Annotated in this window: 20 protein-coding genes and 1 pseudogene; 13 read left to right on the top strand and 8 right to left on the bottom strand. The window is 61.0% G+C overall.

From position 1 onward, the window contains the following. Positions 1-492 precede the first annotated feature (492 nt). Complete coding sequence (locus tag HNQ83_RS24620) at positions 493-2,964, top strand: LuxR C-terminal-related transcriptional regulator (protein WP_175391355.1); 2,472 nt, start codon at positions 493-495, stop codon at positions 2,962-2,964. A 6-nt stretch (positions 2,965-2,970) separates the two neighbouring features. On the opposite strand, the gene HNQ83_RS24615 is transcribed toward HNQ83_RS24620, so the two are convergent. Next, positions 2,971-5,718 carry a LuxR C-terminal-related transcriptional regulator gene (locus HNQ83_RS24615; RefSeq protein ID WP_175391354.1) on the bottom strand — a complete coding sequence of 916 codons (2,748 nt, stop codon included), beginning with the start codon at positions 5,716-5,718 and terminating at the stop codon, positions 2,971-2,973. Positions 5,719-6,111: 393 nt separating this feature from the next. Between HNQ83_RS24615 and HNQ83_RS24610 the strand changes: the two genes are divergently transcribed. The 9 genes from HNQ83_RS24610 to HNQ83_RS24570 all read left to right on the top strand — a co-directional run bounded on the left by HNQ83_RS24610 (position 6,112) and on the right by HNQ83_RS24570 (position 16,460). Continuing rightward, a complete protein-coding gene (locus HNQ83_RS24610) occupies positions 6,112-7,233 on the top strand; it encodes a CaiB/BaiF CoA-transferase family protein (protein ID WP_175391353.1) in 1,122 nt (373 codons plus the stop codon). 259 nt (positions 7,234-7,492) lie between these two features. Beyond that, entirely contained in the window at positions 7,493-8,680 is a 1,188-nt protein-coding gene (locus HNQ83_RS24605) for a lipid-transfer protein (protein ID WP_175391352.1), read from the top strand. A 66-nt stretch (positions 8,681-8,746) separates the two neighbouring features. Beyond that, entirely contained in the window at positions 8,747-9,187 is a 441-nt protein-coding gene (locus tag HNQ83_RS24600) for a MaoC family dehydratase N-terminal domain-containing protein (RefSeq protein ID WP_175391351.1), read from the top strand. A gap of 10 nt (positions 9,188-9,197) precedes the next feature. Beyond that, a complete protein-coding gene (locus HNQ83_RS24595) occupies positions 9,198-9,632 on the top strand; it encodes a MaoC family dehydratase (protein ID WP_175391350.1) in 435 nt (144 codons plus the stop codon). 74 nt (positions 9,633-9,706) lie between these two features. Beyond that, positions 9,707-10,537 carry an SDR family NAD(P)-dependent oxidoreductase gene (locus HNQ83_RS24590; RefSeq protein WP_175391349.1) on the top strand — a complete coding sequence of 277 codons (831 nt, stop codon included), beginning with the start codon at positions 9,707-9,709 and terminating at the stop codon, positions 10,535-10,537. Positions 10,538-10,556: 19 nt separating this feature from the next. Continuing rightward, positions 10,557-11,708 (top strand): acyl-CoA dehydrogenase family protein, encoded by a 1,152-nt coding sequence (locus HNQ83_RS24585; RefSeq protein WP_175391348.1) that lies wholly within the window; start codon positions 10,557-10,559, stop codon positions 11,706-11,708. 184 nt (positions 11,709-11,892) lie between these two features. Continuing rightward, positions 11,893-13,461, top strand: coding sequence for a long-chain-fatty-acid--CoA ligase (locus HNQ83_RS24580; RefSeq protein WP_175391347.1), 1,569 nt, complete (start codon positions 11,893-11,895; stop codon positions 13,459-13,461). 304 nt (positions 13,462-13,765) lie between these two features. After that, positions 13,766-15,952, top strand: a complete 2,187-nt coding sequence (locus HNQ83_RS24575) for an AAA family ATPase (protein ID WP_175391346.1) — start codon at positions 13,766-13,768, stop codon at positions 15,950-15,952. Beyond that, entirely contained in the window at positions 15,852-16,460 is a 609-nt protein-coding gene (locus tag HNQ83_RS24570) for a helix-turn-helix transcriptional regulator (protein ID WP_175391345.1), read from the top strand. The genes HNQ83_RS24575 and HNQ83_RS24570 overlap by 101 nt, the downstream gene beginning before the upstream one ends. A gap of 185 nt (positions 16,461-16,645) precedes the next feature. Here the strand turns inward: HNQ83_RS24570 and HNQ83_RS24565 are convergent, their stop codons facing one another. Genes HNQ83_RS24565 through HNQ83_RS24550 form a run of 4 tightly spaced genes read right to left on the bottom strand, consistent with a single transcriptional unit; the run spans position 16,646 to position 21,044 of the window. Beyond that, positions 16,646-18,229, bottom strand: a complete 1,584-nt coding sequence (locus HNQ83_RS24565; RefSeq protein ID WP_218585555.1) for an arylsulfatase — start codon at positions 18,227-18,229, stop codon at positions 16,646-16,648. After that, positions 18,226-18,666, bottom strand: a complete 441-nt coding sequence (locus tag HNQ83_RS24560; RefSeq protein ID WP_175391344.1) for a thioesterase family protein — start codon at positions 18,664-18,666, stop codon at positions 18,226-18,228. The genes HNQ83_RS24565 and HNQ83_RS24560 overlap by 4 nt, the downstream gene beginning before the upstream one ends. Positions 18,667-18,670: 4 nt before the next feature. Next, positions 18,671-19,954: a histidinol dehydrogenase gene (hisD, locus tag HNQ83_RS24555; protein ID WP_175391343.1), complete on the bottom strand. Its 1,284-nt coding sequence runs from the start codon at positions 19,952-19,954 to the stop codon at positions 18,671-18,673. Positions 19,955-20,012: 58 nt separating this feature from the next. After that, positions 20,013-21,044 (bottom strand): LacI family DNA-binding transcriptional regulator, encoded by a 1,032-nt coding sequence (locus HNQ83_RS24550; protein ID WP_175391342.1) that lies wholly within the window; start codon positions 21,042-21,044, stop codon positions 20,013-20,015. Positions 21,045-21,469: 425 nt separating this feature from the next. Between HNQ83_RS24550 and HNQ83_RS31735 the strand changes: the two are divergent. Together HNQ83_RS31735 and HNQ83_RS31730 are read left to right on the top strand one after the other, a co-directional pair. Beyond that, positions 21,470-22,180 (top strand): annotated as a pseudogene (locus HNQ83_RS31735) (PAS domain-containing protein); the annotation flags it as partial. A 27-nt stretch (positions 22,181-22,207) separates the two neighbouring features. Next, on the top strand, positions 22,208-23,086 hold the full coding sequence (locus HNQ83_RS31730) for a methyl-accepting chemotaxis protein (RefSeq protein ID WP_372241930.1): 879 nt from the start codon (positions 22,208-22,210) through the stop codon (positions 23,084-23,086). A gap of 107 nt (positions 23,087-23,193) precedes the next feature. On the opposite strand, the gene HNQ83_RS24540 is transcribed toward HNQ83_RS31730, so the two are convergent. Both HNQ83_RS24540 and HNQ83_RS24535 read right to left on the bottom strand, forming a co-directional pair. Beyond that, on the bottom strand, positions 23,194-23,484 hold the full coding sequence (locus tag HNQ83_RS24540; protein WP_175391340.1) for a hypothetical protein: 291 nt from the start codon (positions 23,482-23,484) through the stop codon (positions 23,194-23,196). A 189-nt stretch (positions 23,485-23,673) separates the two neighbouring features. Then, positions 23,674-24,465 carry a reprolysin-like metallopeptidase gene (locus tag HNQ83_RS24535; RefSeq protein ID WP_178132090.1) on the bottom strand — a complete coding sequence of 264 codons (792 nt, stop codon included), beginning with the start codon at positions 24,463-24,465 and terminating at the stop codon, positions 23,674-23,676. 198 nt (positions 24,466-24,663) lie between these two features. On the opposite strand from HNQ83_RS24535, the gene HNQ83_RS24530 reads away from it, so the two are divergent. Next, complete coding sequence (locus tag HNQ83_RS24530; RefSeq protein ID WP_175391339.1) at positions 24,664-25,611, top strand: hypothetical protein; 948 nt, start codon at positions 24,664-24,666, stop codon at positions 25,609-25,611. Positions 25,612-25,839: 228 nt separating this feature from the next. Here the strand turns inward: HNQ83_RS24530 and HNQ83_RS24525 are convergent, their stop codons facing one another. Next, entirely contained in the window at positions 25,840-26,547 is a 708-nt protein-coding gene (locus tag HNQ83_RS24525) for an SDR family NAD(P)-dependent oxidoreductase (protein ID WP_175391338.1), read from the bottom strand. Positions 26,548-26,595: the final 48 nt, after the last annotated feature.

Genomic DNA, 26,595 nt, shown 5'->3' with positions numbered 1-26,595 from the left:
CGCGACGGCGGTGTGTCATTCAGCATAAATGTTGACTGACCCGGCCCCTTCGCGAGCAGGCTCGCTCCCACAGTTGGATCACAGACAGGCCCTAACCAGGTCGGCTGTATGGATGCCGGGCTAGCCGCCACCGGCCATGGATGGCCGATGGCGGCGGGCCCACGAAGCAGGACCGGAGCGAGGGAACCCTGAGCCTCAGCGAAGGGCCGTACGTCAGGGGCGAAAGCGCTTGGTTACTTGGCGCTTTTCCAAGTAACCCGCCGTAAGGGCGGAACCAATAGCCGCCGTTACCGAAGAAACGGATATGCACACCGCTCTAACACAAACCTTTCATCGCAAAGACATGCAGTCGTTAGTGAAATACCTCGAATGACGGATGGGTAGCCCCTTCCACGCGCGCGAAGATGGCCCGAATTCTTGTCCGGGGGCCCACCGCGCATTTCAGGCGATGGGTGGCCGGGCCATGGTCGATTTCAGGAGGGCTGCGAGCCCATGCTCCTTTCAATGACGCGTCGGGATGAAACCCAGGTTGTCGGCGCGCGCACCTCACAATGGGCGCATCACCTGCCACGCCCGCGCCTGCTCGACGAACTGCTCGCCGGTGCCCAGCGTCTGCGTCTGCTGTGTGCGCCGGCGGGCTATGGCAAGACGGCGTTGATCAATGAGTGCGTGCGTCAAAGCAGGCCCGAACGGTGCGTATGGCTTGATCTGGAAGGGCACGCGCTGACGCTGGCGCAATTTTGCCAGCGACTGGCCACGGGTCTTCAGGTCGACGCCCGTGATCCGTTGACGCTGCTGACGTGGCTGGAGCGCAGCGAAGACGCCTGGTGGCTGGTGCTGGATGACTATCCGGCGCAATCCTGTCCCGAACTCGATCAGTGGCTTGACCGGCTGCTTCGTTCGCAAGGACAGGTCCAGCTCTGGGTCAGCTGCCGGCAACGGCCGAGCTGGAAACTCGCGCGATTGCTGCTGGAGGGGCAATTGCTTGAGCTCGGTGCCGGGCAGTTGGCCTTTGACCGCGAGGAGTTCGAGCGCGTGGTCGAGTGGCGGGTGCCGGCAGCCGAGCCGGCGGCGCGGGAAAAGCTGTGGCGCCAGACCCACGGCTGGTGCGCCGGTACCTTCCTGCTGCTCAACGGTGCAGGTCGCCATGAGCGGGCAGGGGAGTTATGGATGCGCGATTACCTGGGCGGCGAGCTCCTGGCGCGGGTGGACGCCGATGAGCGCAAGCTGCTGCTGGGCATCGCACATTTGCCACGGGTGTCGACGACGCTGTGTCAGCAGTTGTGGCCGGACATCGATGCCGGGAGTGTCTTTCGTCGCTTGCTGCAATCGCAGTCGTTCTTTGAGCCGCTGGACAGCGACGCGCACTGGTACCGTCTGTTGCCCGCCGTGGCCCAGGCGCTGTTGGGGGAGCTGAATGCCGCGGGTGTCAGCCAGGTGCGGTTGAGCGCCTGTCGCCTGTTATGCAATGACGGGTTTGTCGACGAGGCCATCGAACTGGCGCTGTCCATCGGTTACGTCGATGTGGCGGCCTGCTACATGGAGCGCCTGACGCTGGATTGGCTGTTGATCGAGCGCAACCTGTTCACCTGGCTCGATTGGCGGGCCCGCTTGCCGCTGCGTTTGCTCGAGTGCACGCCAAACCTGATCTACATGAATGCCCGGGCGTTGCTCAGCAGCTGGCGGTTGGACGAAGCGCAAGCGTGCATCGCTCGACTGGCGAGGATTTCGCCGCAGCCCAAGGCGTCGGTCAACGTGCGCATTCTGGCCAACTGGCAGGCGTTGGAGGGCACGCTGCAGGGGTTGCTGGGCAACGCCGAGGGCGCATTCGAGCACTGCGAATCCGCCTTGCAGCACCTGGAATTGCGCGACTGGCAATCGTCATTTTTGTGTTATTCCACCCTGGCGCGAGTGTCGATGGCCGCCGGCAACACCGAGCAGGCCGAGCGATTGTTGCAGTCCTGCCTGGCCCTGGCGCGTCATCAAGGTTGCCTGGCCAGCGAAGTGCTGATCAATGCCGATCGCATCCGTCAATTGATACTCGGCGGCGAGTGGCTGGAAGCGGAGATGCTGGTGAAGGAATGCCTGCTCCTGATCACCCGGTTGAGTGGCCGGCACAGCTTGTTGCTGGGCCGATTGCAGTTGTTGCAGGGCGAGCTGTACCTGCTGCGCGGTGATCTGGATGCCAGCGAAGAGGCACTGGGCATGGCCCTCGATCACGGCACGGAAAGTGGCGACCCCTACACCTTGCACGCGCTGATCGGATTATCGGAAGTGCAGGCCTGTCGCGGTGACTTTGAACAGGCACAGGCCCATTTGAGCGCGGCGACGCGTGCCATGCAGTGCGCGAAAATCAAGGAAAACTGTTATCAGGCGATCATCCTCTACCAGAACTTGCGCTTGCTGGCACGACAAGGGGCGTGGACGCGATTGCTGCCGATGGCACTGGCGGCCCGGGCCTGCGTCCAGGGCGATAAGCCACAGCTTCCGCCGCTGCATGCGCCTTCGTTGCGCCAACGCATCGAGCTGATGGTTGCCCTGGGTGAACAAGGTGCCGGTCAAACTGAAGCGGCGCGCAAGCGCCTGGAGACGTTGTTGGCGGATTGCGAACGCCGGCGCTTCGGCAGCCTGACCAGGGAAGTGCAGGCCGCATTGGCGCGGGCCAATGCTGAATCCGGCGTGGTATCCGCTGGTGCAGAAGTACCGCTGGCACCCTTCAATCTGTTGGCAAACCCTCGGCAGGAGCCTGTCTCCACCCCACGCCCCGGGCTGGACCTGACGCCGAGGGAAGTTTGCGTGCTGGAGTTGGTGGCGCAAGGATTGTCCAATCAGGAAATCAGCAATCAGTTGTTTATTTCGCTCAACACCGTCAAGGCCCACACCGTTCACATCAACCACAAACTGGGGGTCAAGCGCCGCACCCAGGCCGTAATGCGAGCCAAGGCGATGGGCGTGCTGGCCTGATACCCATCAATCGAGCAATCCCTTGGCGCGAGCGATAGCGATGACTTCCGTGCGGCTCTGGGCGCCCAGTTTCGCGCTGATGTTGCGCAAGTGGGTTTTGACCGTGTGCTCGGACAAGTGCATCTGCTCGGCGATGGCCCGGTTGCGGTTGCCGGCGGCCAGCAGCCGGATGACATGGAATTCGCGGGTGGTCAGTGGCGTGTCCTCTTCGTCGACAGCTGCCTCGGCCTGGGTGCCCTGGGTGCCCTGGGTGGCACTGCGTTGCAGCAAATCAGTCAGGAACTCCGGGGCGATGCCCAGGCTCTTGCATTGCGCCTTGAAGGCCACCGCCCAGCGCTGCAGCAGTTTTGCCACGGCCGGGCCTTCATCGATAAAGGTACGGCGAAAGCCTTCGTCGCTGGCCAGGCGCAGGGCCGGGGTGAGGGTGTCCAGCGCCTCTTTGTTTCGACCCAGGCCGTCCAGTGCCAGGGCATGCAGCAAGCGCAGTTTCAACGCCCGTCGGTGGTGTTGACGTTCCAGGGCCTCGGCGATGGCCGGTTGCAGCGCCGTGGCCGCTGTGGCGAATTCACCGCTGGCGATGCGCAGTCGCTGGCGCGCGATGAAATGGGTATCGGTATCGCAGGTGTGCAGCACCAGGTCGGGACGTTCCCAACTCCCCGCCAGTTCGGCGTGATGCAGGGCTTGTGCAGCGATGTCCAGACGGTTTTCCAGTGTCGCGATGCGGGCACGTTCCAGCCACGCTGCACTGAGAATACGCAGCGAACCGCTGCGCCGACCCAGTTGTTCGAGTTCAGCCAGGTGCTGCACCCAGACGGCGCGCTCACCCTGTTGGTAGGCGATGCGGGCGAGCAGTACATGCCGGACGATCAGCGGATCCGGTCCGCCGCTGTCGAGGGCGTAGGCGGGGATATCACTGAGCAGCTGCCGGGCTTGCACGAGTGCATCCTGTTCATACCGGGCCATCGCGCGCAGGGTATCCAGCGAGGGCCTGCCGCCTGCCCATTTGCCTTCGAGCCTTTGAGCCTGAGCTTCACTGGCAGCCTGCAGGCGGGCAACGGCGCTTTCCAGCCGTCCCAGGATCAAGTCCAGAATGCACTCGACGCAGACGGCGATGCTGTCGACCAGTATTGAGCGGTTCTGCGCACCCTGGCTGACCATCCGGGTCAACAAGCCCCGCGCCTGTTCGAAGTGACCGGTCGCGACCATGCAGTAGGCCAGCGTGGTGGCGAGCATGCCGTACTGCAAGACGTCCTGCGGCGACACCTGTTCAATCTCGGCCAGGGCCGTGGCATACGCGGCGTCTATCTGGTCGGTGAACACCTGCAACAGGCAGCGAATAGTGCCCATCTCCTGAGTGTCGCGATGGCGCTCAACCCATTGCATGGCGTCCTGATAGCGATGATCGAGCACCAGTGTCCAGGCATGGGCGAGGATCAGCCGGGGGTAACCATCGAGTACGCGGTCAGGAATCTGTTCGAACCAGCGCAGCAGCCAGCGCAGCCGACCGGCATCGATCAACGCGTCCAGATGCCGGTCGATCTGCCGGCTCGCGTTGTCAGCGTCACCCGCCAGCAAATAGTGCTCGATCGCGGCGGCCGGCTGATTCTCCGTGAGGTACCAGCGGGCAGCCATGGCGTGCAGTTTTTTTGCCTGCCCGGGCGAATGGCGTTCGAGGGCACGGCGCAGGAAGTCGGCGAACAGCGGGTGATAGCGGAACCAGCGATGCTGTTCGTCCGTTGGCTGAATGAACAGATTGGCCCGTTGCAAATAGTCGATCATGGCCTGGCTGTCGTGACGCCCTGTCACTGCATCGCACAGCGCGGCACAGAAGCGTCCGAGAACGCTGCTGTTCAGCAGAAACTGCCGGCATTCATCGGTTTGCCGCCCCAGGATATCCTCGGCCAGGTAATCGGCCAGCTCCAGGTTTGCGCCTGAAAGCGACGCCACGAAATCCGCCGGGGCTGTCCTCCCGCGCAGCGACAGCGTGCTCAGGTACAGTGCGGTGATCCAGCCTTCGGTGCGCTGCTGCAACGTGGCAATTTCTGCATCTTCAAGCGACAGGCTGCACTTGTCGCGCAAGAAAGTCGTGGTTTCGGCCAGGCTCATGCGCAGGGCATCGGTGGTGATGTCGCGCATTTGCCCGTGGGCTCGCAAACGGCCCAGCGCGATATCCGGCGTGGTTCTCGATGCAATGACCAGCAATCCGCAGGAAGGCAGGACCGTCAGCAGTTGCCGGACAAAATCCAGTGCGGGGGCGGATTCCAGGGTTTCAAAATCGTCGAGAAAAATCGCAAAGGGTTGGTCCAGTCTCCCCAGTTTGTCGAGCAGCGCCTGGGGACTGAAATCGGTGGGTTTCTCGCTATCGGCAGGTGCGCCGAGCCCCTGCAAGGCGACATGCAGGTGGGCCGACAGGCGCCGCAGCTCATTGTCGGCGGCATCCAGCGTCAACCACAGCACCCGGCGTCCGCGGGCCAGGCAACGCTCGCGATATTGAAGCAGCAGCGTGGTTTTACCGAAGCCCGCCGCGGCTTCGACGAGGATCAGTCGGGCGTTCTGCGGGCTGTCCATTCGATCCAGCAAATGAACACGCGACAGGTGACTGGCCGCCGTTCCGGGTACGCGAAATTTCTCCGGATGGATGCGCGAGGCATGCAGCTTCGCATCAGCAGTGCCCACCGCAGACCGATCATCCAGCGTGTCGTTCAGGGGCGGGACGAGGGTCAGTCGGGCCAACAGGTCCGGGCGGTCAGGCATGTATTTCTCCAGCGGGCGTTGCGTGCTTGCTGATCAGTCAAGGGCTTGAACATCACGACCTTGTGGGGGCGGCGGTGCGACGATTCGACTTGCTCGCGAAGGCGTGGTGCCAGTCACTATCGAGTCGGCCGACAGACCGCTTTCGCGAGCAGGCTCGCTCCCACAGGCTTTTTTTGCAGCCTGACTGACCCGTTTTTTCGAAGTTCTTGTCCGTCGCATATTGCCACGCCCCTGTCTGGTGGCAAGGCCGCCTTGCGCAAGCGGTCAGGCTGGCGGGCGGAACTTCACTCGTTTGAGCGATTGTCCCGCCTGCCGGGCTGGATAGCCTGTTGCGCGCTGCGAGCCGATTTGCTTGCGCTGCAGCCATGCATCCAACAATGAGAGAGATAAGCGATGGCAGGACCACTGGCAGGTGTGAAGGTAGTCGAGATGAACGCGATCGGGCCGGCCCCGTTTGCCACCATGTTGTTGGCCGATATGGGCGCCGAAGTGATTCGGGTCGACCGGTTGGTGTCAGGCTTCCTCAATGGCGACGGCAGCGTGATCAGTCGGGGCCGACGCAGCCTGGCGATTGACCCGCGCAAGCCCGGTTCGATTGACGTCTTGCTGCAACTGATCGAAGGCGCCGACGTGCTGGTCGAGGGCTTTCGACCGGGGGTCATGGAACGCCTGGGGCCGGAGCAGTGCCTGCAACGCAACCCGCGCCTGGTTTACGGGCGCATGACCGGTTGGGGCCAGACGGGGCCGTGGGCGCTCTCTGCCGGCCACGATCTGAACTACCTCGCCATCACCGGCGCGCTGCATGCCATGGGCCATGCCGATCGCGAGCCGACACCGCCGTTGCACCTGGCGGGCGACATGGGCGGCGGCGCGATGTTCCTCGCGTTCGGCATTGTCAGTGCGCTGCTGGAAGCGCAGAAATCCGGCAAGGGGCAGGTGGTGGATGCGGCCATTTCCGACGGCGCCGCGCTGCTCAGCACCATGTATTACGAGTTCAAGCAGAGCGGAGAGTGGCGCGGTCGCGGGGAAAACATCTTCGATGGCGGCGCGCCTTTTTATGGTTGCTACGCCTGTGCCGGTGGCGGATTTGTCTCGATCGGCTCCATCGAACCGCAGTTCTACCGACTGCTGATGGAACTCTGCCAGATCGACGATCCGGCGTTCGAGCGCCAGTGGGACCGTCAGCAATGGCCGGCATTGCGCAGCAAGCTCGAAGCCATGTTCCTCACCCGCACGCGGGATCAGTGGTGCCAGTTGCTGGACGGTACCGACGTCTGTTTCGCCCCGGTGCTGGATTTCAACGAAGCCCCTGAGCATCCGCACCATCAGGCGCGAGGCACCTTCATGCAGACCAACGGCGTGACCCACCCCGCACCGGCTCCGCGCCTGAGTCGCACGCCGGCAACGGCGGGGAGGGTGGTGAAGAACGGCGAGCACACCCTCGACATCCTGCGCGAGCTGGGGCTGGACGATGGGCGGATCGGCGAGCTGCGGGCGGCGGGTGCGATTGCCTGATAGCCCCCCTGTAGGAGCGAGCTTGCTCGCGAAGGTCGTGAACGATAACGCGCAAATCCAGATGCCCAGCGGCGCACTTGGGTTTTTCGCGAGCAAGCTCGCTCCTACAGGTTTTGTATTTTGGCAGACGGGAATCCCACCCCATCCCACTCCCTGTGAGCGGGATACAGCCCGAGGGTTGGTACGCAACCATGACGTCATGGAGCAGCGGGCTCGTGAGACGACCCACGCTCCGTCAATCAACCCCGGGGAGAACGTGATGTCACAGAAAACCTACATAGCCGGCGTCGGCATGATTCAGTTTGCCAAGCCTGGCGCGAGCGGTTCCTACATCGAAATGGGGGCGCAGGCGGTACGTCACGCCCTGCAGGATGCGGGTATCGGCTACGACCTGGTGCAGCAGGCCTACGCCGGTTATGTCTATGGCGACTCCACCTGCGGCCAGTCGGCCTTGTACGAAGTCGGCATGACCGGGATTCCGGTGATCAACGTCAACAACAACTGCGCCAGCGGTTCGACCGCGCTGTACCTGGCGCGCCAGGCCGTGGAAAGCGGCGCCGTCGATTGCGCGCTGGCGTTCGGCTTCGAACAGATGCAGCCCGGTGCACTGAAAAATTTCTGGACCGACCGTCCCCTGACCATGGGCAAAGGCTTCGATGCTTCCGCCGCCGCCTTTCCCGAAGGCGTCGGCATGCCGGGCGCGCTGATGTTCTTCGGCGGCGCCGGTAAAGAGCACATGGAGAAATACGGCACCAGCATGCAAACCTTCGCGGCGATCCGCGCCAAGGCCAGCCGTCATGCCGCCAACAACCCCTTGGCGGTGTTCCGCAAGGTGGTCACCACGGAAGAAGTGATGGCCGACCAGGTGGTCTGGGAAGGGGTGATGACCCGTCTGATGGCCTGCCCGCCGACCTGCGGCGGCGCGGCGGCGATCATTGTCTCCGAGCGCTTTGCCAAGAAACACGGCCTGCGCACCGACGTGACCATCCTCGCCCAGGCACTGGCCACCGATAAACCGGACGCGTTCGATCCGCCTTCGATGATCAGCGTGGTCGGCGTCGGCATGACCCGCCAGGCCGCCAACGAAGTCTACGAAAAAGCCGGCGTCGGCCCCGAGGACATCCGTGTCTGCGAACTGCACGACTGCTTCGCGCACAACGAACTGCTGACCTACGAAGGCCTGGGCTTCTGCCCGGTCGGCGGTGGCGAGAAATTCGTGATGGATGGCGACAACACCTACGGCGGTCAAGTGGTGGTCAACCCGTCCGGTGGTCTGCTGTCCAAGGGGCACCCGTTGGGGGCCACCGGGCTGGCGCAGTGCTTCGAGCTGACCCATCAGCTGCGCGGCAGCGCTGGCGCCCGTCAGGTCGAAGGTTTGCAGCATGCGTTGCAGCACAACCTCGGCCTGGGCGGCGCCGGCGTCGTCACGCTTTTCGGTCGCGGCTGACCTCACTGTGGGCCGCGTACCTCAAGGGGTACGCGGTGACCTGATCACCAACAGGAATCAATAGAAATGGCAGACAAGAGTCTGATCGGCCGTTCCCTGGGCGTCACCACCAGTGAAGTGGAAAAGGGGCGCCTGCGGTTCTTCGCCAAGGCCATTGGCGAAACCGATCCGGTCTACACCGATGAAGCAGCGGCAAAGTCCGCCGGCTACAAGGCACTGCCGGTACCGCCGACTTTCCTGCTGTGCCTGGAAAGCGAAGGCCGCAATCCCCAAGCCATCGTCGAAGACGTCATGGGTTTTGACCTGGGCCGCATCCTGCATGCCGAGCAGGAGTTCAACTATCACCGCATGGCCTTTGCCGGCGACGTGCTGACGTTCGATACGCGCATTGCCGACGTGTACGAGAAGAAGGGCGGGGCCCTGCAATTCGTGGTGCAGGAAACCCGCGTGACCAACCAGGACGGCGAACACATCGCCGATCTTCGTTCTTCACTCGTGCAGCGCTGAGGAGTTACCCATGTCCCAACCCCAGAAAACCGCCCCGCAGTTCAGCGACGTGCAGGAAGGCGATGTGGTGCCGCTGATGAAGCTGCGCCCGATCAATCGCACGATGCTGGCGCTCTACGCCGGTGCATCGGGCGATCACAACGAGATCCACATCGACATCGATTTCGCCCGCAAGGCACGCATGCCGGACGTGTTTGCCCACGGCATGTTATCGGCGGCCTACCTCGGTCGGCTGCTGACCAGCTGGGTGCCGCAACCGCAGATCCGCAAGCTCGCGGTGCGTTTCACCGGTATCACCCAGATCGGCCATATCCCGCACCTGACGGGGCGGGTGGCACAGAAATTCGAAGCGAACGGCGAGCGCCTCGTGCGCCTGGAAATCAAGTGCAGCAATCAGTTCGGCGAAGACAAGCTGGTGGGCGAAGCGGTCGTGCGCTTGAACTGAATGGCGAACTGAAAACCGATTGAACCCCGGCTTTCCACTCACAAACACAAAACAAGAAACACAGGTATCGAACAATGAAAAAGCTTGAAGGCAAAGTAGCGCTGGTCACCGGCTCCGGCCGTGGCATCGGACGCAGTGTCGCCCTGAAACTCGCCGCTGACGGCGCCCGCGTGGTGGTCAACGACCTGGACGCCGGCCCGGCCGAAGAAGTGGTAGCAGAGATCCGTGAGGCCGGTGGCGAGGCCGTCGCCTGCGTCGGTAGCGTGACCGCCGTCGATTTCGCCGACCGTTTCATCAAGACCGCCGTCGACAACTATGGCGGCATCGACATCATCGTCAACAACGCCGGTTACACCTGGGATAACGTCATCCAGAAGATGTCGGACGAGCAGTGGTACGCGATCATCGACTGCCACCTGACCGCGCCATTCCGCATCCTGCGCGCGGCCTATCCGGTGATCAGTGCAGCCGCCAAGGCTGAAGCCGCCGAAGGTCGCGTGGTGCATCGTAAGGTGGTGAACATCTCCTCGATCGCCGCTGCCGGTAACGCCGGTCAGGCCAACTATTCGACGGCCAAAGCGGGGATCCTCGGCATGACCAAGACCATGTCCAAGGAGTGGGGTCGTCACAAGGTCAACGTCAATGCCGTGGCCTACGGTCACATCGAAACCCGCATGACCCAGGCACTGGCCGGCGATGCAAGCAAGACCGTGAACATCGAAGGTCGCGAGATCAAGGTGGGCATTCAGGCCGCGGCCATCGAAGCCGGCAAGCAGATGTGTCCGCTGGGCCGTCCGGGCACCCCGGATGAAGCGGCTGGCGCCGTGTATCTGTTCTGCATCCCGGAATCGGACTACGTGTCCGGCCAGGTCCTGGTCTGCGGCGGCGGCCTCGGCACCGTCTGATCCTTTGAGGAGATTTGTCATGCAACTGGAAAACTACACATCCCCCTGGATGGACGCAGACCTTGGCGCCTTCCGTGACAGCATTCGCCGCTTCGTGCGCGAACAGCTCGTGCCCCAGGAAGACAAGTGGCGCGAACAACACCGTTCCGATCGCTCGGCCTGGCTGGCCTGCGGCGAGATGGGCATGATCCTGCCGGACATGCCTTCGGAGTACGGCGGCGCCGATGGCACCCCGGCGCACTACGCCGTGGCCATGGAAGAGCTGACCTATGCCGGCGTCATGAGCATCGCCCTGAGCATCAACCACATCGTCGGTCACTACATCCTGGCCAGCGGCACCGAAGCGCAGAAACAGCAATGGCTGCCGAAAATCGCTTCCGGCGAGTGCATCACGTCCATCGCCATGACTGAGCCGGGCACCGGTTCCGACCTGCAAGGCGTGCGCACCCGCGCGGTGAAGAAGGGCGACAAATACGTCATCAGCGGCTCGAAGACCTTCATCAGTAACGGCCAGAACAGTGACATGGTGGTGGTCATCGCCAAAACCGATCTGGAAGCCAAGGGTTCCAAGGGCATCTCGCTGTTTATCGTCGACACCAGGACACCGGGCTTCGTCCGTGGGCAGTGCCTGGACAAGGTCGGCCTGCCGGGGCAGGACACCTCGGAGATGTTCTTCGACGAATGCGAAGTGCCGGCCGATTGCCTGCTGGGCGGCGTCGAGGGGCAGGGCTTCTATCAGTTGATGCAACAGCTGCCTTACGAGCGCGCGGAAATCTCCATCCAGGCCGTTGCCGCCATGGAACGCGCCCTGGCGCTGACCGTTGAGTACACCAAGGAACGCAAGGCCTTCGGCAAGGCGATCCTGGACTTCCAGAACACCCGTTTCACCCTCGCGGATGTGAAGGCCACGGTCACCGCTTCGCGGACCTTCGGCGACCTGATCATCCAGCGCTGGGTCGATGGCACCCTCGATACCACCACGGCGTCGATGGGCAAGTTCTGGCTCACCGACCGTCAGGGCGAGGTCATGGACCGCTGCCTGCAGTTCTTCGGGGGCTTCGGTTACATGAACGAATACCCGATTGCCCGGATGTTCGCCGACGCGCGCGTCGCCCGCATCTACGGTGGCGCCAACGAAATCCAGCGTGAGCTGGTGGGGCGTTCGCTCTAACCCCGCAGGGTGCTTTATGTGGGAGCGAGCCTGCTCGCGAAGGACTACAGAACACCGCGTTTAAGCAGGAAAAACGCGTATTCGTTAACGACCTTCGCGAGCAGGCTCGCTCCCACAATGGGTTTTTTGCCGCACCACAAAAGGCAGCTGCTTTACTTATAACAACAAGATTCTGGAGGCTCAGATGTACATCACCCAAGGATTGCACCGACACATGCAGCAGCGCCCGGATGCAACCGCCATCCGCTATCAGGGCCGCAGCCTGTCATTTGCCGCGCTGGGCGAGCGGGTTGCCCGCCTGGCCGGTGCGTTGAAGACACTCGGTCTGGCGAGCGGTGATTGCGTCGCCATGCTGTCGCGCAATTCGCAGCGCTACATCGAGTACAGCCTCGGCGTACCTTGGGCCGACGGCGTACTGAACCCGGTCAATACCCGCTGGAGCGTGATGGAAATCGTCTACTCCCTGGACGATTCGAATTCGACCATCCTCATCGTCGACGACGCCTTCAGCACCATGGGCGCCATGATCGCCCGCCAGGCCAAAACCATTCGCCATGTCATCTATGCCGGCGATAACGCAACCCCGGACGGCATGCTGTCCTACGAAGCCCTGCTGGCCGAGGCCGAGGCCATCGAGGATGTGCGTCGCAGCGGCGATGCCTTGCTGGGCATTTTCTACACCGGCGGCACCACCGGTTTCCCCAAGGGCGTGATGATCAGCCATGACAACCTGGCATTCGCCTCCCTGGCCAGCCTGAGCAAGGGCTTTTACGGCAGCGACGCGAAGTTTTTACATGCGATGCCCATGTTCCACCTGGCGGACTTTTCCGGCATGTACGGCATGTTCATCTGCGGCGGCACCCATGTCGTGCTGCCGGCCTTCAGCGGTGAAGCCGCGATTGAGCTGATCAGCCAGGAAGGCGTGACCGACGCCATGTTCGCACCGACCATGATCCAGATGATGCTGGATGCGCGGGACGCCAAACCGGCCTTGACCGCGCTGGACCTGAGTTCGATCAAGAACATCATCTATGGCGCTTCGCCGATTTCCCCTGTGCTGCTGGACCGTGCCTGCGAGGCTTTCACCACCGCTCGGTTTTTTCAGGGTTATGGCATGACCGAGCTGACCACCGGCGGCACGATGCTCGATGCGCAGTACCACAGCGTCGAGCACCAGGCCAGCGGCAAGATGTATTCGGCCGGACGGGCGATCAGTTGCGTCGAACTGAAAATCGTCGACGGCGACGGCCGGGAAGTGCCACGGGGCACCGTCGGCGAAATCGCGGTACGCGGCCCGAACGTGATGCTCGGTTACTGGAACAATCCGGCCGCCACGGCGCAAGTCCTGAAGGACGGCTGGATGCACACCGGTGATGGGGCCTACATGGACGAGGAAGGCTTCGTGTACATCGTCGATCGGCTCAAGGACATGATCGTCAGCGGTGGTGAGAACATTTACTCCGCCGAAGTGGAAAATGCCCTTGCCAGCCATCCGGCCGTGGCGCAAAGCGCGGTCATCGGCATCCCTTGTGAGAAATGGGGTGAAACGGTGCATGCGGTGATCGTGCTCAAGCCTGAAGCCGTGGCCACCGAAGAGGAGATCGTCGCCCATTGCCGCACGCGCATCGCCGGCTACAAGTGCCCGCGCAGCGTCGAGTTCCGCCAGGCCCTGCCGCTTTCAACCGTGGGCAAGATCCTCAAGAACGAATTGCGCGAACCGTTTTGGGCCAATCACGGTCGCAATATCGCCTGACCACAAATACACGCGTTCCCCTGTAGGAGCGAGCTCGCTCGCGATGGACGTCAACGATAACGCTGGCTGTCTGAATGAACGCGTTGATCGGGCGTCCATCGCGAGCAAGCTCGCTCCTACAGGGCGCGTTTTTTTTCGTGTCCGATTGCAAACGGCAATCGAATCTAATCCGTTTGAGCGATAGGTCAGGCGACCGATTCTGGCTAGGCTTCCCTGCGTCGCGAGCCATGCGTGGCCACGCGCATGGCAATAACCGTTCTGGGCCTACGGCGTGCTCAGTACCGCTTGAACCGAGTACGCATACATGAACACCCACTCATTGCTGACCACCACCCGATTCTCTCCTCCGCGAATCGGCAGCCAGGCGGTGACCCGCGAACACTTGCTGGAGAAGCTGCAGCGAGAGCGACACTGCCGTCTGCAATTGGTCACCGGTAGCGCGGGGTTTGGCAAAACCACGCTGATGGCGCAGTGGCGCCAGCAGTTGATCAAAAATGGCGATCAGGTGGCCTGGCTGTCGGTGTCGCCGGACGACGGCATGCTGGAGTCGTTTTGCGCCAGTTTGCTGGGTGCCTTGCGTCAGGCTGGCTTGCCTCTGGATGGCGACCTGCTGCTGTTGGCCGGACCGGAAGCCATCAACATCCAGGCCATGGCTTCGCTGCTGATCAATGCCCTGGCCAGGGTGAACGGCGAGCTGTACGTCATGCTCGATGATTTCCAGCATGCGGTGGATGTGCGCATCGCCCAGTTGATGCATACGTTGATCGACGATGCGCCGCATCATCTGCATGTGGTCCTGGCATCGCGCACCACCCCGCCATTGTTGCTGGGGCGCCTGCGCGCCATGGGCGAGCTCTGCGAAGTGGATTGCGCGGGCCTGTCGTTCAACTTCGCGGAGTCGCTGGCCTTTCTCAAGGCGCACCTGGATCAGGGGGTCGACCTGGACGCCGCGCATGCCATCCACGACCTGACCGATGGCTGGCCGATCGGTCTGCAACTGATGTCCATCGCCTTGAAGGCCAACCCGAAAAAAGGGGTCAAGGGCACGGCACTGCTACCCGACAGCGCTGCTCTCAGAGCCTATTTGTCCGAAGACGTGGTCGCGGATTTGCCAACAGAACTGTTCGACTTCCTGCAGAAAATTTCCATTCTGCGGCGCTTCAATGTCGATGTCGCCGCGCATGTCACCGGCTCTGCGCGGGCGACGGAATTGATTGCGGCGGTGGAGGAACGCAACCTGTTCATACAGCCGGTGGATGTGCCGGGCGTGCATCAGTGGTACAGGCTGCATCCGTTGTTTGTCGAATTTCTCACCCAGCGCTTGCAGGCCTCCGGGACCGATATCGCGCAGTTGCACAGGCGCGCTGCCACCTGGTTCGAACAGGCCGGATTGGTGCCCGAGTCACTGCGCCATTCGCTGCACTGCGACGATTTCACGGTGGTCGTGCAGTTGCTGGAGCGCGTGCAGCCGTCGTATCGCAGTGTGAGTCATTTGAGCCAGTTCATGCGCTGGCTCGAACAGGTGCCATTGCTTGAGTTGACCCGGCACCCCTCGTTGATGCTGCTGGGCATCTGGGGCGCACTGCTCACGGTGCTGACCGGCAAGGCACAGGCGTGGATAACGGCGTTTGAAAGCGTCCCGCAAGCGCCGCAATGGGCCTATCAGGTGCAATTGCTCAAAGCGTGCCTGGCCATGCACGGGGATGATGAAACCGGTTGCCTGACCTTGTTGAGCCTGCCGGTCGATCAGGCTGCCACCAATCCTTTTCTCGAGCAGGTGCGTGTCGGCATGACCATTACGTGCCTGGGGCTCTCCGGTCGTCACGCGGAGGCCCGCAACGTGTTCAATGGCCTCTCCGGGCGCTGTTTGCGTAACAGCAACGATGAAATGGCCTTGATGGGCATGACGGCCATGGCCACGAACGTCATGTTGGAGGGCAAGGTGCTGGAGGCCGAGCGATTGGGCTCTTCGGTGTTGGCCCAGGCCGAATCCGTGCACGGACGTCGCTCGGTCAGCGCCTGCACGAGCGCGACGATCGTGGCCGAGGTGTTCTACGAACTCGATCGTCTGGATGAGGCGCGCGAGGTGCTGGCCAATCGTCTGGATATTCTGCGTTTCTCGACGCCGGGCTACATGATCGGCGCTGCGTTGTGCCATGCCCGCTTGCTGGATCTGCAGGAATCGCCGCGCAACGCCTTGGAGTATCTGGTCCGCAAGGAAGAGCATTTCCGTGCCCTGGGGCTTGATCGCGGGACGGCCTGCATGCTCGATGAGCAGTTGCGCATCACCTTGAAGTGCGGTGACTGGCGGCATGCCGAGACGCTGCAGGTGCTGCTTGACGATCTGGCGCGCAATCACCGTGGGGGCGTCCTCCTGCGATGGGCAAATCATGACCCTTGCAGCCTTCTCGAAGGCACGCCTGGCCCTGGCTCGACAGCAACCGGAGGCAGCGTTGCAGGCGCTGGATATCGTCGAGCGCCACGCCAGTGAACTTGGCCGGGGGCAATGGCGGGTCAAGGTCGAATTGCTCCGTGCATTTGCCCTGGCTGAACTGGAGCGCAACGCCGAAGCCCGGGAATATCTGCATTCGGCGGTCGCCAGCGGTTATCGGTTGGGGCTGGTGCGCACCTTCCTGGATGAGGGCGAAGCCTTCCAGTCCCTGTTGCCGCAGCTCGACCTGGCAGACGATGGGGTGCTCGGTGACTATTACCGAAAGCTGGTTCAGGACCTGCCGGAGGCACCGCCCATCGAGGCGGATAAAAAACCGTCGGCGTTGATTGAGACGGCCCGCGAACAAACGTCCCTGACCCGACGCGAGCAGGACATCGTCGATCTGCTGGAGCAGTCGATGTCCAACAAACGCATCGCGCTGACCTTGAACCTCAGCTTGCAAACCGTGAAGTGGAACCTGAAGAACATCTTCTTCAAGTTTGGTGTTTCAAGTCGGTATGACGCGATTGTCGTTGCGCGCAAGCGGCGCGATGGGGAACACACCTGAAAACCCTGGATCATGGTCGTGCCTGGATTGTGTGAACGACACTGCCCTTTGTAGGAGCGAGCCTGCTCGCGATGGACGTGAACGATAACGCGTGCTGCCTGAATGCCCGCGTTGTCCGAACGTTTCTCGCGAGCGGGCTCGCTCCTACAGGTCTGTGCAACGCAAGCCTGCAACCTCAGGCTCTTTTATTGAGCCTTCTGCTGACTCCTCAGGAAATCCTGCACCAGGTTCGACCGGTCGAACGTCTTGGCCGCCTGCACCGGCGGGTATTCGGCCAGTGTCTTGAGGTGTGCGCCGATCAGTTCGCCCATGGGGCCGGAGATCCACGATGACTTCTGGATCATGTGCCCATAGGAATCATTGCTGTCGTAGCTCTCGAACGGGTCGCTGCGCAGGTTGAACATCAGGGGCGCGAACAAGGGCTTTATCGGTGCGTAGTAGTCTTCCTTGGTCGAGAAATGCATCTTCCATGGTCCCATGCGCACGGCCGTGAGTTTGTTCTCGATGTAGTAGAACAGGCTGGTGCGCGCGCTTTCCGGTGCCTTGCCGGTCCAGTAATCGAGGTTGTTGAGGCCGTCGATGTACTGCTTCTTCTGTTCCTTCATGCGCTCGACCACGTCCGGCACGCCGGCCGCTGCGGCCAGGCTGGTGAACATATCCTGGTGCGCCTGGATGCCGTTCTTGATTTGCCCCGGCTTGATCACACCCGGCCAGCGCAGCATTGAGGGCACGCGTACGCCGCCCTCGAAGGTGGTCATCTTCTCGCCACGGAAGGGCGTGGTCGCGCCGTGCGGCCAGGAGGAGTGTTCCGGGCCGTTGTCGGTCGAGTACCAGACGATGGTGTTTTCATCCAGGCCGTTCTGCTTGAGGAAGTCGAGCAACTGACCGATGTCGTGGTCGTGCTGCAGCATGCCGCTGCCTTGCATGTCGTCTTCGTGGGTGTACGGGGCGGCGGCATGTTTCCACTTGTCGTTGAGATGGGTGTACAGGTGCATGCGGCTGGTGTTGAGCCAGACGAAGAAGGGCTTGTCGTCCTTCCTGGCCTTGCGCATGAAGTCCATGGCACGGGGGATCACTTCCGCGCCGTCGAAGTCTTCCATGCGCTGGGTGGTCAGCGGCCCGGTGTCTTCGATGGTCTGCTTGCCGACCGCGCCAAAGCGCGGGTCCACCGTCGGGTCGTCCTTGTCGGTGGCGATGCTGTGCAACACGCCACGGGTAGCGAATTTTTTCGCGTAGGCCTGCGGACCGCCGGGATACTGTCTGGCGAAATTCTGGTAGTCCGTGTACTCACTCTGCTCCTCGGTGTTGAGGTGATACAGGTTGCCGAAAAACTCGTCGAAGCCATGCACCGTGGGCAGGTTGGGGTTGTTGTCGCCCAGATGGTTCTTGCCGAATTGGCCGGTGCTGTAACCGGCCTGTTTCAGCACCTCCGCGAGGCTGGGCGAGGCGGCTTGCAGGCCGAGCTTGTCGCCCGGCTGGCCCACGGTGGTCATGCCGGAACGAATCGGATACTGGCCGGTGATGAACGCCGCCCGGCCGGCCGTGCAGGAGGGCTGTCCGTAGTGGTCGGTGAAGCGGATGCCCTCCATGCCGATCTGGTCGATATTCGGCGTGGTGTAGCCCATGGTGCCCATGCCGTAGGCACTCACGTTCTGCCAGCCGATGTCGTCGCCCCAGATCACCAGGATGTTGGGTTTGGCGGTCTGGGCCTGTGCCAGCGGGGCAGCCAGCATGACGCAGGCCATGACGAGTTTGCCGAGGTGCTTCATGACGCCACCTCGAGGCTTTCCAGCGCGCGGCGCAATTGCGCGGGCAGCGGCACTGGCCGACGCGTCACGCGGTCGACGTAAACGTGGACGAAATGCCCCTGTGCCGACGCCTCGGTGTTGTCGTTGGCGAACAGGCCGACTTCGTAGCGCACGCTGGAAGTGCCCAGGCTGGCCACGCGCAGGCCGGCGCGCACCAGGTCGGGGAAAGCGATGGACGAAAAGTAACTGCAATGGGTATCGACCACCAGGCCAACGGTGGGGCACTGCTCGAAGTCGAGCAGGTTCTGTTCCAGCAACCAGCCGTTGACCACGGTGTCGAACCAGCTGTAGTAGATGACGTTGTTGACGTGTCCGTAGACGTCGTTGTCCATCCAGCGCGTGGTGATATCGCGCAGGTAACGATAGGCGTTGCGTGGGTGCGGTACGGGTTTGCTCATGGCTTCACGCCTCCTGCTTCATGCGGCGCACGCGGATATCCGCCTGCTCTTTGTGGCCCGACATGTGTTCGTAACCGCATAGCCGGGAGCAGTATTCGCCAATCATCACGCTGGCCTCGTCGGTCAGCACGCGCTGGTAGGTGTGGGTCTTGATGAATTTGCCGACCCACAACCCGCCGGTGTAGCGACCGGCACCCATGGTCGGCAACGTATGGTTGGTGCCGATGACCTTGTCGCCATAGCTGACATTGGTGCGGTGACCCAGGAACAGGGCGCCGTAGCGGGTCATGCGATCGTGGTACCAGTCCGGGTCCCGGGTCATCACCTGCACGTGTTCGGAGCACAGGCGTTCGGCGACTTCCAGGGCTTCTTCATCGGTGTCGCACAGGTAGATTTCACCGAAGTCATTCCAGGCCACGCTGGCGACCGGCGCGGTGTCCAGGCGCGAAAGCACCCGTTCGATGGCGGCCGGCAATTCCGCTGCGATTGTTTTGCTGGTGGTCACGCAATAGGCGGGGGAGGTGGGCCCGTGCTCGGCCTGGCCCAGCAGGTCGACGGCGACCAGTTCCGCATCCACGGTGTCATCGCAGATCACCAGGGTTTCGGTCGGGCCGGCAAACAGATCGATACCGACGCGACCGAACAGCTGACGCTTGGCCTCGGCCACATAGGCGTTGCCCGGGCCGACAATCATGTCCACGCCGACGATGCTCTCGGTCCCGATGGCCATGGCGGCCACGGCCTGCACACCGCCAAGGCAATAGATCTCGTCGGCACCGGCCAGGTGCATGGCCGCCACGATTTCCGGGCACGGCCTGCCTTCGAACGGCGGGGCACTGGCGATCACGCGTTTGACGCCGGCCACCTTGGCGGTGAGTACGCTCATGTGTGCGCTGGCGATCAACGGGTACTTGCCGCCGGGGATGTAGCAACCCACCGAGTTGACCGGGATGTTGCGATGACCGAGCACGACACCGGGCAGGGTTTCGACCTCGACGTCGTGCATCGAATCCTTCTGGATCTGGGCAAAACGCCGGATCTGCGCCTGGGCAAACTTGATATCGTCAAGCGTCTGTTGGGGCAGGCTGGCGATGCACGCTTCGATCTGCTCCTGGGTCAACCGCAGGTTGTCGGGGGCCCAGCGGTCGAACTTCTCCGAGTACTCGCGCACCGCCGCATCTCCGCGCTGTTCGATGTCGGCGAGGATGCTTTCCACGGTGAAGCGCACCTGGGCTTGATTGCTCGCTTTTGTTTGGGCGGATTGACCTTTTTTGAGCTGTTGGATCACGGGAAAGTCTCCTTGGGATGTCAGGGCTGACAATTGTTTTTATGGGGGGTGGGAGGCGCTACGCGGAGGATCGAATCACCAGTCGACCGGGTAGCTCGTGCAGTGCCTGGATGACGCTGGTGTCCGGGCGACCTTCGCCCAGCAAGTCGATGGCGCAATCGATCATCTGGCTGACGGGCTGGTGCACGGTGGTCAAGTCGTTTTCCGGCCAGGCCGCGGCACGGATGTTGTCGAAGCCGACCACGGCGACGTCTTCGGGTATGCGCAGGGTGGTGTTCATCCGCAGATGACTCAGCACGCCGAGGGCCATCACGTCGTTGGCGCAGAACACCGCGTCGATGGCCGGTTGGCCGGCGCTGAACAGCCGCGCCGCCGCTTCACGCCCGCCTTCGTAGGTGTACCCGCCCTGGACGCACGCCATCAGGCGCTGGCCGTGCATGGCCAGGCCCTGTTCGAAGCCGCACAGGCGGTCAGCGCTGGTGGAAATGCCCGGATCGCCGGACACAAAGGCACAGGCCCGACGCTGTTGTCCCACCAGATAGTTGGCCACCTCGGCGGCCATGTGCTGGTTATTGCAGAACACCGACCAGACCGTCGGGTCCTCGACCCGACGGTTCATGAACACCACCGCAACACCCTGGCGCGCGCACAGCTCTGCCATGTGCGAAGACAGCCGCGCCGCCGTCACCACGATGGCATCGACCTGGTACTGCAACAGGTGCGGCATCATTTCGTCCGCGTCGCCGCCCGGTGGCACGACGAAGAGCAGCAATTGCCGACCTGTCTGCCGCAGTTTCAGGGAGAACTCTTCAAGGAGTGCGGGGTAGAAGGGGTTGGCCATATCGCCCACCACCAGCGCGACGATGCCGGTCTTGCGCTGGTTCAACGATCGGGCGATGGCACTGGGGCGATAGCCCGACTCATCGGCGATGGCCAGGATGCGCTCGCGTAACTTGGCGGAGATGCGTGAGTTCGCATCGAAGGCGCGAGTGACGGTGGATGTGGCGACCCCGATACGTTGCGCGAGGTCCCTGGCGGTAACACGCACGGCTTGTGTCGGTGCATTCCCGGCAGTGCTGTCGCGCTTCATGTCCTGTGCTCCGGTCGCTTTTCAATGCTGTGCAAACGTGTGCACGAATTGACTGAATGCTATCGACGCGGGTTGAAGGCCAGTACCCCTCGAAGAGAGTGGGGTTGCTGGTTATCCGGGCAGGACAAACACCGCGATGCTGCCATGGCGGTGTTTTGGGCAGACCGGTTCGAAGCGGGCAGGGCGTAGTTCGTCTTGAGTCGTTGGTGTCAGATCGAGACGAGGTACTGGCGTTGTTTCAGAGGCTGTTACTTACACAAGGTGAGCTGGATCAATCTCACTTTAAGGATTGCCTGATCGTAACGATCAATGGTTCAGGATATAGATTGCGATACAGGAAAGACGTTTTGTTAATTGCCGATGGAGGATGCTCCTAAAAGGTTCTACTGAGGCTTAACTGAAAACCGTCGCTTAATGCAGCACGGATGCGGCTACTGAAACTGTATCCAGGAACTGCAATGCGACAAAATTTACCTGTAACGGGACGAAATCTCGAACTCCCGCAAAGTATCAACATCCTGTCAACAACGGACACACAGAGTTGCATTACCTACGTCAACTCGGACTTCATCAAAATCAGCGGCTTTACCGAGGCTGAACTGCAAGGACAGAGTCACAATATCGTCAGGCATCCCGACATGCCCGCCGCCGCTTTCGAGCACATGTGGGGGACCTTGAAAGCAGGGCGCTCCTGGATGGGCCTGGTTAAAAATCGCTGCAAAAATGGCGATCATTACTGGGTCAGTGCCTATGTCACTCCCATCCGCAGGAACGGTCAGACCGTGGAATACCAGTCCGTGCGAACCAAGCCCGACCCGGCATCGGTACTGGCGGCGGAGCGGCTCTACAGTCGGTTGCGAGCGGGCGATAAGTCGCTGATCCGGCGACCGTCATTGGGCCTGAGTGCAAAACTTTCCTTGACGGTCAGTCTGATCATTCTCCTGGGTTCCGTGGGGGCATCCAATTTGTGCTCCTTGCCGCTGGGCAGTGCTTTGCTGGCGGCGGGATTGTGCAGCGGAGTCAGTTCGATCTGTATCGCGAGGTTTCTGAAGCCACTCGGTGCGCTTGTCGGAAAAGCGCGGGACGTTGCCGATAACCCTTTGAGCCAACGGCTCTACAGTGGGCGATTGGACGAGTTCGGTCAGATTGATTTTGCCCTGCGCATGAGGCAGGCAGAAACTGAAGCAGTGATTGGTCGCATCAATGATGCAGCCAACCAATTGGGGAACTACACCCAGAACCTGGTCAGGCAGTTCGAGGAAAGCAATGCGTTGACCCTCGATCAGCAGACCGAAACGGACCAGATTGCAGTGGCGATCAATCAGTTGAAAGACAGAGTCCAGGAAGTTGCCAGCAATGCCCAGAATGCGGCCAATGTTGCGGAAAAAGCCAACCACGAAACTCGCGCAGGGCAGCAATTGGTCGCCCAGACCAGTGAATCCATCAGCGAACTTGAAGAAGAGGTTCAACAGGCCACACAAGTGATTCATGAGCTGGAAAATCACAGCAACGAAATTTCCACCGTGCTGGAGGTGATTCGTGCAATTGCCGAGCAAACCAATTTGCTGGCACTCAATGCAGCGATTGAAGCCGCTCGTGCCGGAGAGCAAGGCCGGGGATTCGCGGTTGTTGCCGATGAGGTGCGAAGCCTTGCCGCCCGTACGCAGCAATCCACTGCGGATATTCAGCAAATGATCAACGTGTTGCAGGAAGGTGCCCGCTCTGCGGTCGGAGTCATGGAGAAGAGTCGTGAACAGGCACAATCGAGCGTCAGTTATGCCCAGCAAGCGGCCAATGCACTGGCAGGCATTGGTCAACGGGTCAGCGAAATCACCAGGATGAATACGCAAATTGCCGCAGCGGTCGTGCAGCAAGGCGCCGTGAGTGAAAACATTCATCGAAGCATCGGCAGCATCCGCGACGCCGCCGATTCGAATGTCAGTACCGGGCAAAACAATCGCAAGAGCGCAAGTGAAGTGGCACGACTCACCACTGCACTGCACAATTTGGCCCAACAGTTTTGGGCTAAGCCGCGCGAGTGAATGACGCGCCTGCCTGACGATCTCGAACGGGGGGCATGCCATGCTCACTGGAGAGAACTTCGCGCAATGCCCGGGCCTGGCAGGCAGGACGAGTGGTTGGTAAGGCTTCAATGCTCGGGTGGCTTTTTGCTCAGGCCGGTCTTGTTGATGCCATGGGGTGTCATCAGTTGTACGGTCAGAATGAACCGCGCCGGCACCAGCGAAAGTAAACCGAGCATGCCGAGCACGGCGATGAGGATGACACCACGAATCTCATGGAGGAGGTTGGTGAACAGCGCCAGGCCTACCGCCAGCAGGAACAAGGCGAGCCCCAGCCATTGCAAGATGAGCGCCCAGCGAAAGAGACGGGATTGACGGACTTGCTCCAGGTGCTTGTTCGATTCATTGAGTTCGTCCATCAGGCCTGCCTCACTGGGGGTTGTAGCGTGCACAGCTGTCCTGAGCAGTCTGCTGAAAAAGACTGCTCCGGATCTGCTACGAGCCAGGCACTTTCGATGACCTGAGATCGATGGTCACCTGTCTGATGGTATCGGTGCGTTATGCCATGGATCATGGCATTACCCTTTATGGCCAGGGCCAGGTTGGTGTCATTTGAAAATGACGCTGTTCGCCAGCTCTCGCAGGGTATGGAACGGCGTGACCAAACGGATAGCTGTACCGTTTATTTCTTTGAGTTTTCCACTTCGAGCACGTGAATAAAGGTCTTTAAGGTCTTGTTTATCCTTCTCGGTGAGCTGACTGTCGGGGCCATAGTTCATGATCGACCTTCGATCTTGTGAGCCGAAGGGCTCCGCCGGGTAGTCCGGTTCACTCTGAGGGGCGAACCAATGGCGGAGGCCAAACACATGACCCAGCTCATGGGCTATCGTCTCTATCTGCTCAGATAGATCCTGCTTGAAGAGTGTTGGATAGATCACCAGGTCATGACGACCGGCATCAGGGAAGAAGGCGCTTGCCAAAACGCAGGCCCTGGCTGCGTTGCACCGTTCGACCTCCTGGACGACGATCTGGAAATCCCAAGCGTCATCATCCCTCGTAAAACTAACGGGAACTGCATCTCCCCAAGCCTCCAGTGCCAGAGCGAAAAGCTCTTCAATTTTGGCTTTGACTTCGTTGGGCGACTCGAAGTTTGAAAGTGATTGCTCCTGGAATCTCCATCTGAGAATTGAACCTTCGCTCCAAAGTGGAATGAAACCTTCAGTAGCGTTGAGCTGCAGTTCTGCGGGGTTGCGTTTATAACCGCGAGATTCGGTATCACAGATTATTTGTTCGTGTTTTCCGTATACATGAACCCTGGGGTCTTTGGCGATGCCCTGTTGCTCCGGGCGCTTTAAACGAAACGGATCGGCAGGTAAGACGCCAGCAGCTTGGTCAACCATGACATTCTCCATATGCGCGTTTGAGGTAACTGCACACAATGAAAATTAGCTCACCAGAGCTAATCCGGACTGACCGTCTGGCAGATTGCCATATGCATTGGACGCCCCGGCCGTCACTGGCTAGGGTAGAAATGGCAATGTGCCATGGATGGGTGCGGAAGTGCCCGCCACCGAATGCTCAACGAAGGATAAATCCCCATGCGCGTTCCTCTGCTGCTGGCTACATCCGTTGCAGCTTCAATACTCGCCGGATGCTCCGGCCAACCCACTGTGAAATACGAAGTTGCTCACAACGGCCCCAACTATCCCGGTGATTTTGAAGGGTTGACCAAGTTCACCCTGCCCAAGTCCATTCTCTATGCCTCGTACTCCGATCCTGACAAAAAAACAGGGCTGAGTCTCACGTCTACGCCAGCCGAAGCCGGTGCAAATGGCGATCCCTCGAAGGTCAGTTTCATGATTCGACCTTCTGATTCAATGGGCATCAAGACGCACTTGATGGTGAAAAAGCGCGACAACACCGATCTGCTTGAGTCGGTCGGTACCGAAATCGAAGACAACCGTACCAAGATGATCGAAAGCGTTGCCGGGATTGCTGTCTCTGTGATTATGGCTGCAGTCGCAACCGCTCCACCTGGCGGTGAAGGGGGGTGCATACCCATGCCGGCAGAACTGCCCCTGGCAATTGACACCGAAGAGTTCCTGAATGCGACTAAATCCAAGGCCGCCGACCCCAGCGCCCGCCATGGGTCTATTCAGCGCACGTGTGTTGATCCCGTACGTTTCGACATTCAATTCGGTTCATTGCCGGGCGACGCAATAGCAAGGGATGCCTTCATTGCTCAGATCAATAATCCCCAGGAAATCATGATCTATTCGGCGTGTCGCACGGCGACGATCACGTTCACCAGCGCACCCCTTACGGGTAAGCAATTCACAACGACTGTGGCGGACCCAAACTTCATCCAGACCATCAAGTTTCCCCAAAAGGGGAAGGTTGACATGCATTCCGCTTGTGGGGCGAACACGTCAAGCGAGAAGTCAGGGATCAGTACGTCAACGGAGCTCATGAACACACTCATCGCCCAGGCGAAGACGGTTCGCGAGGCTTGGAAGACTAAAAAAGAAGCCGATGACAAGAAGTGAGGGATCGTCCTGGAGGGTACATTCCTATGCGTCAGGGTTGAAATCGACCCAAAGCGGACGGTAGGCAAGGGGTATCAACACTACCCTCCGGCGTCTACTCGGTCCCTCAAGCAAATCCGATTCGGACCTGAATCAAGGCGGTGACCCATTGCTCCAAATAGTGGGGAGCATGCCATTGTCACTGGCAGAGTCCTTCGCGATGGCCGCAAAGGACTCTGTTCGCAACCGTTACCGACCGGCGCTCTGACCGCCGTCGACGTGCAGGATTTCTCCGGTAATGAACTCCGCCGAATCGAGGAACAGGATGGCGCTGGCGATTTCGCTCGCTTCGCCCATGCGCCCCAGCGGATGGAGGCTGCCCAGCATCTCGTAATATGCCTCATTGTGCATGGGCGTCTTGGTGATGCCCGGCGCAACCGCGTTGACGCGGATGCCTTGCCGGGCGTATTCGATCGCCAGCGACCGGGTCACGGCGTTCAAGCCGCCCTTGGTCAGCGCCGCCAGGGCCGTATGCGCGCCGCTGATGCCGTTCTCTACACTGCCGGTGACGGTCACCACATGGCCGCGCCCATACTTTTGCATTTCAGCGATGGCCAGTTGGGTGATGTGATAGAAGCCCGCCATGTTCACGTTCATGACGGCGTTGAAGTCTTCCAGGGTGTTCTCGGTGAACGGCTTGCCAATGTAGATGCCGGCGTTATTCACCAGCGTATCGACCCGGCCGAATCGCGCGACAGCCTCGCGAATAACGCGCTGTGCCGTCGCCGGATCGCCGATATCCCCAGCGACCGCCAGGATGTTCGGGTCGTCCGACGGCCTGATCGAACGGGACGTCGCAACGACACGGTAGTCGAGGTTGCGGAACGCCTTCACGACTTCAGCTCCTATGCCTTGTGACGCGCCGGTAACGATGACGACCTTTTGAGATGCACTCATGTTTTTTAGTCCAAAGGAGGAGGTGTCGGCGTTGACGCCGGATTGACT

Source organism: Pseudomonas sp. C2B4 (assembly GCF_013359695.1).
Taxonomy (GTDB): Bacteria; Pseudomonadota; Gammaproteobacteria; order Pseudomonadales; family Pseudomonadaceae; genus Aquipseudomonas.
The sequence above is the reverse complement of the archived record's forward strand: the minus strand, read 5'-3'. Positions and strand labels throughout refer to the sequence as shown.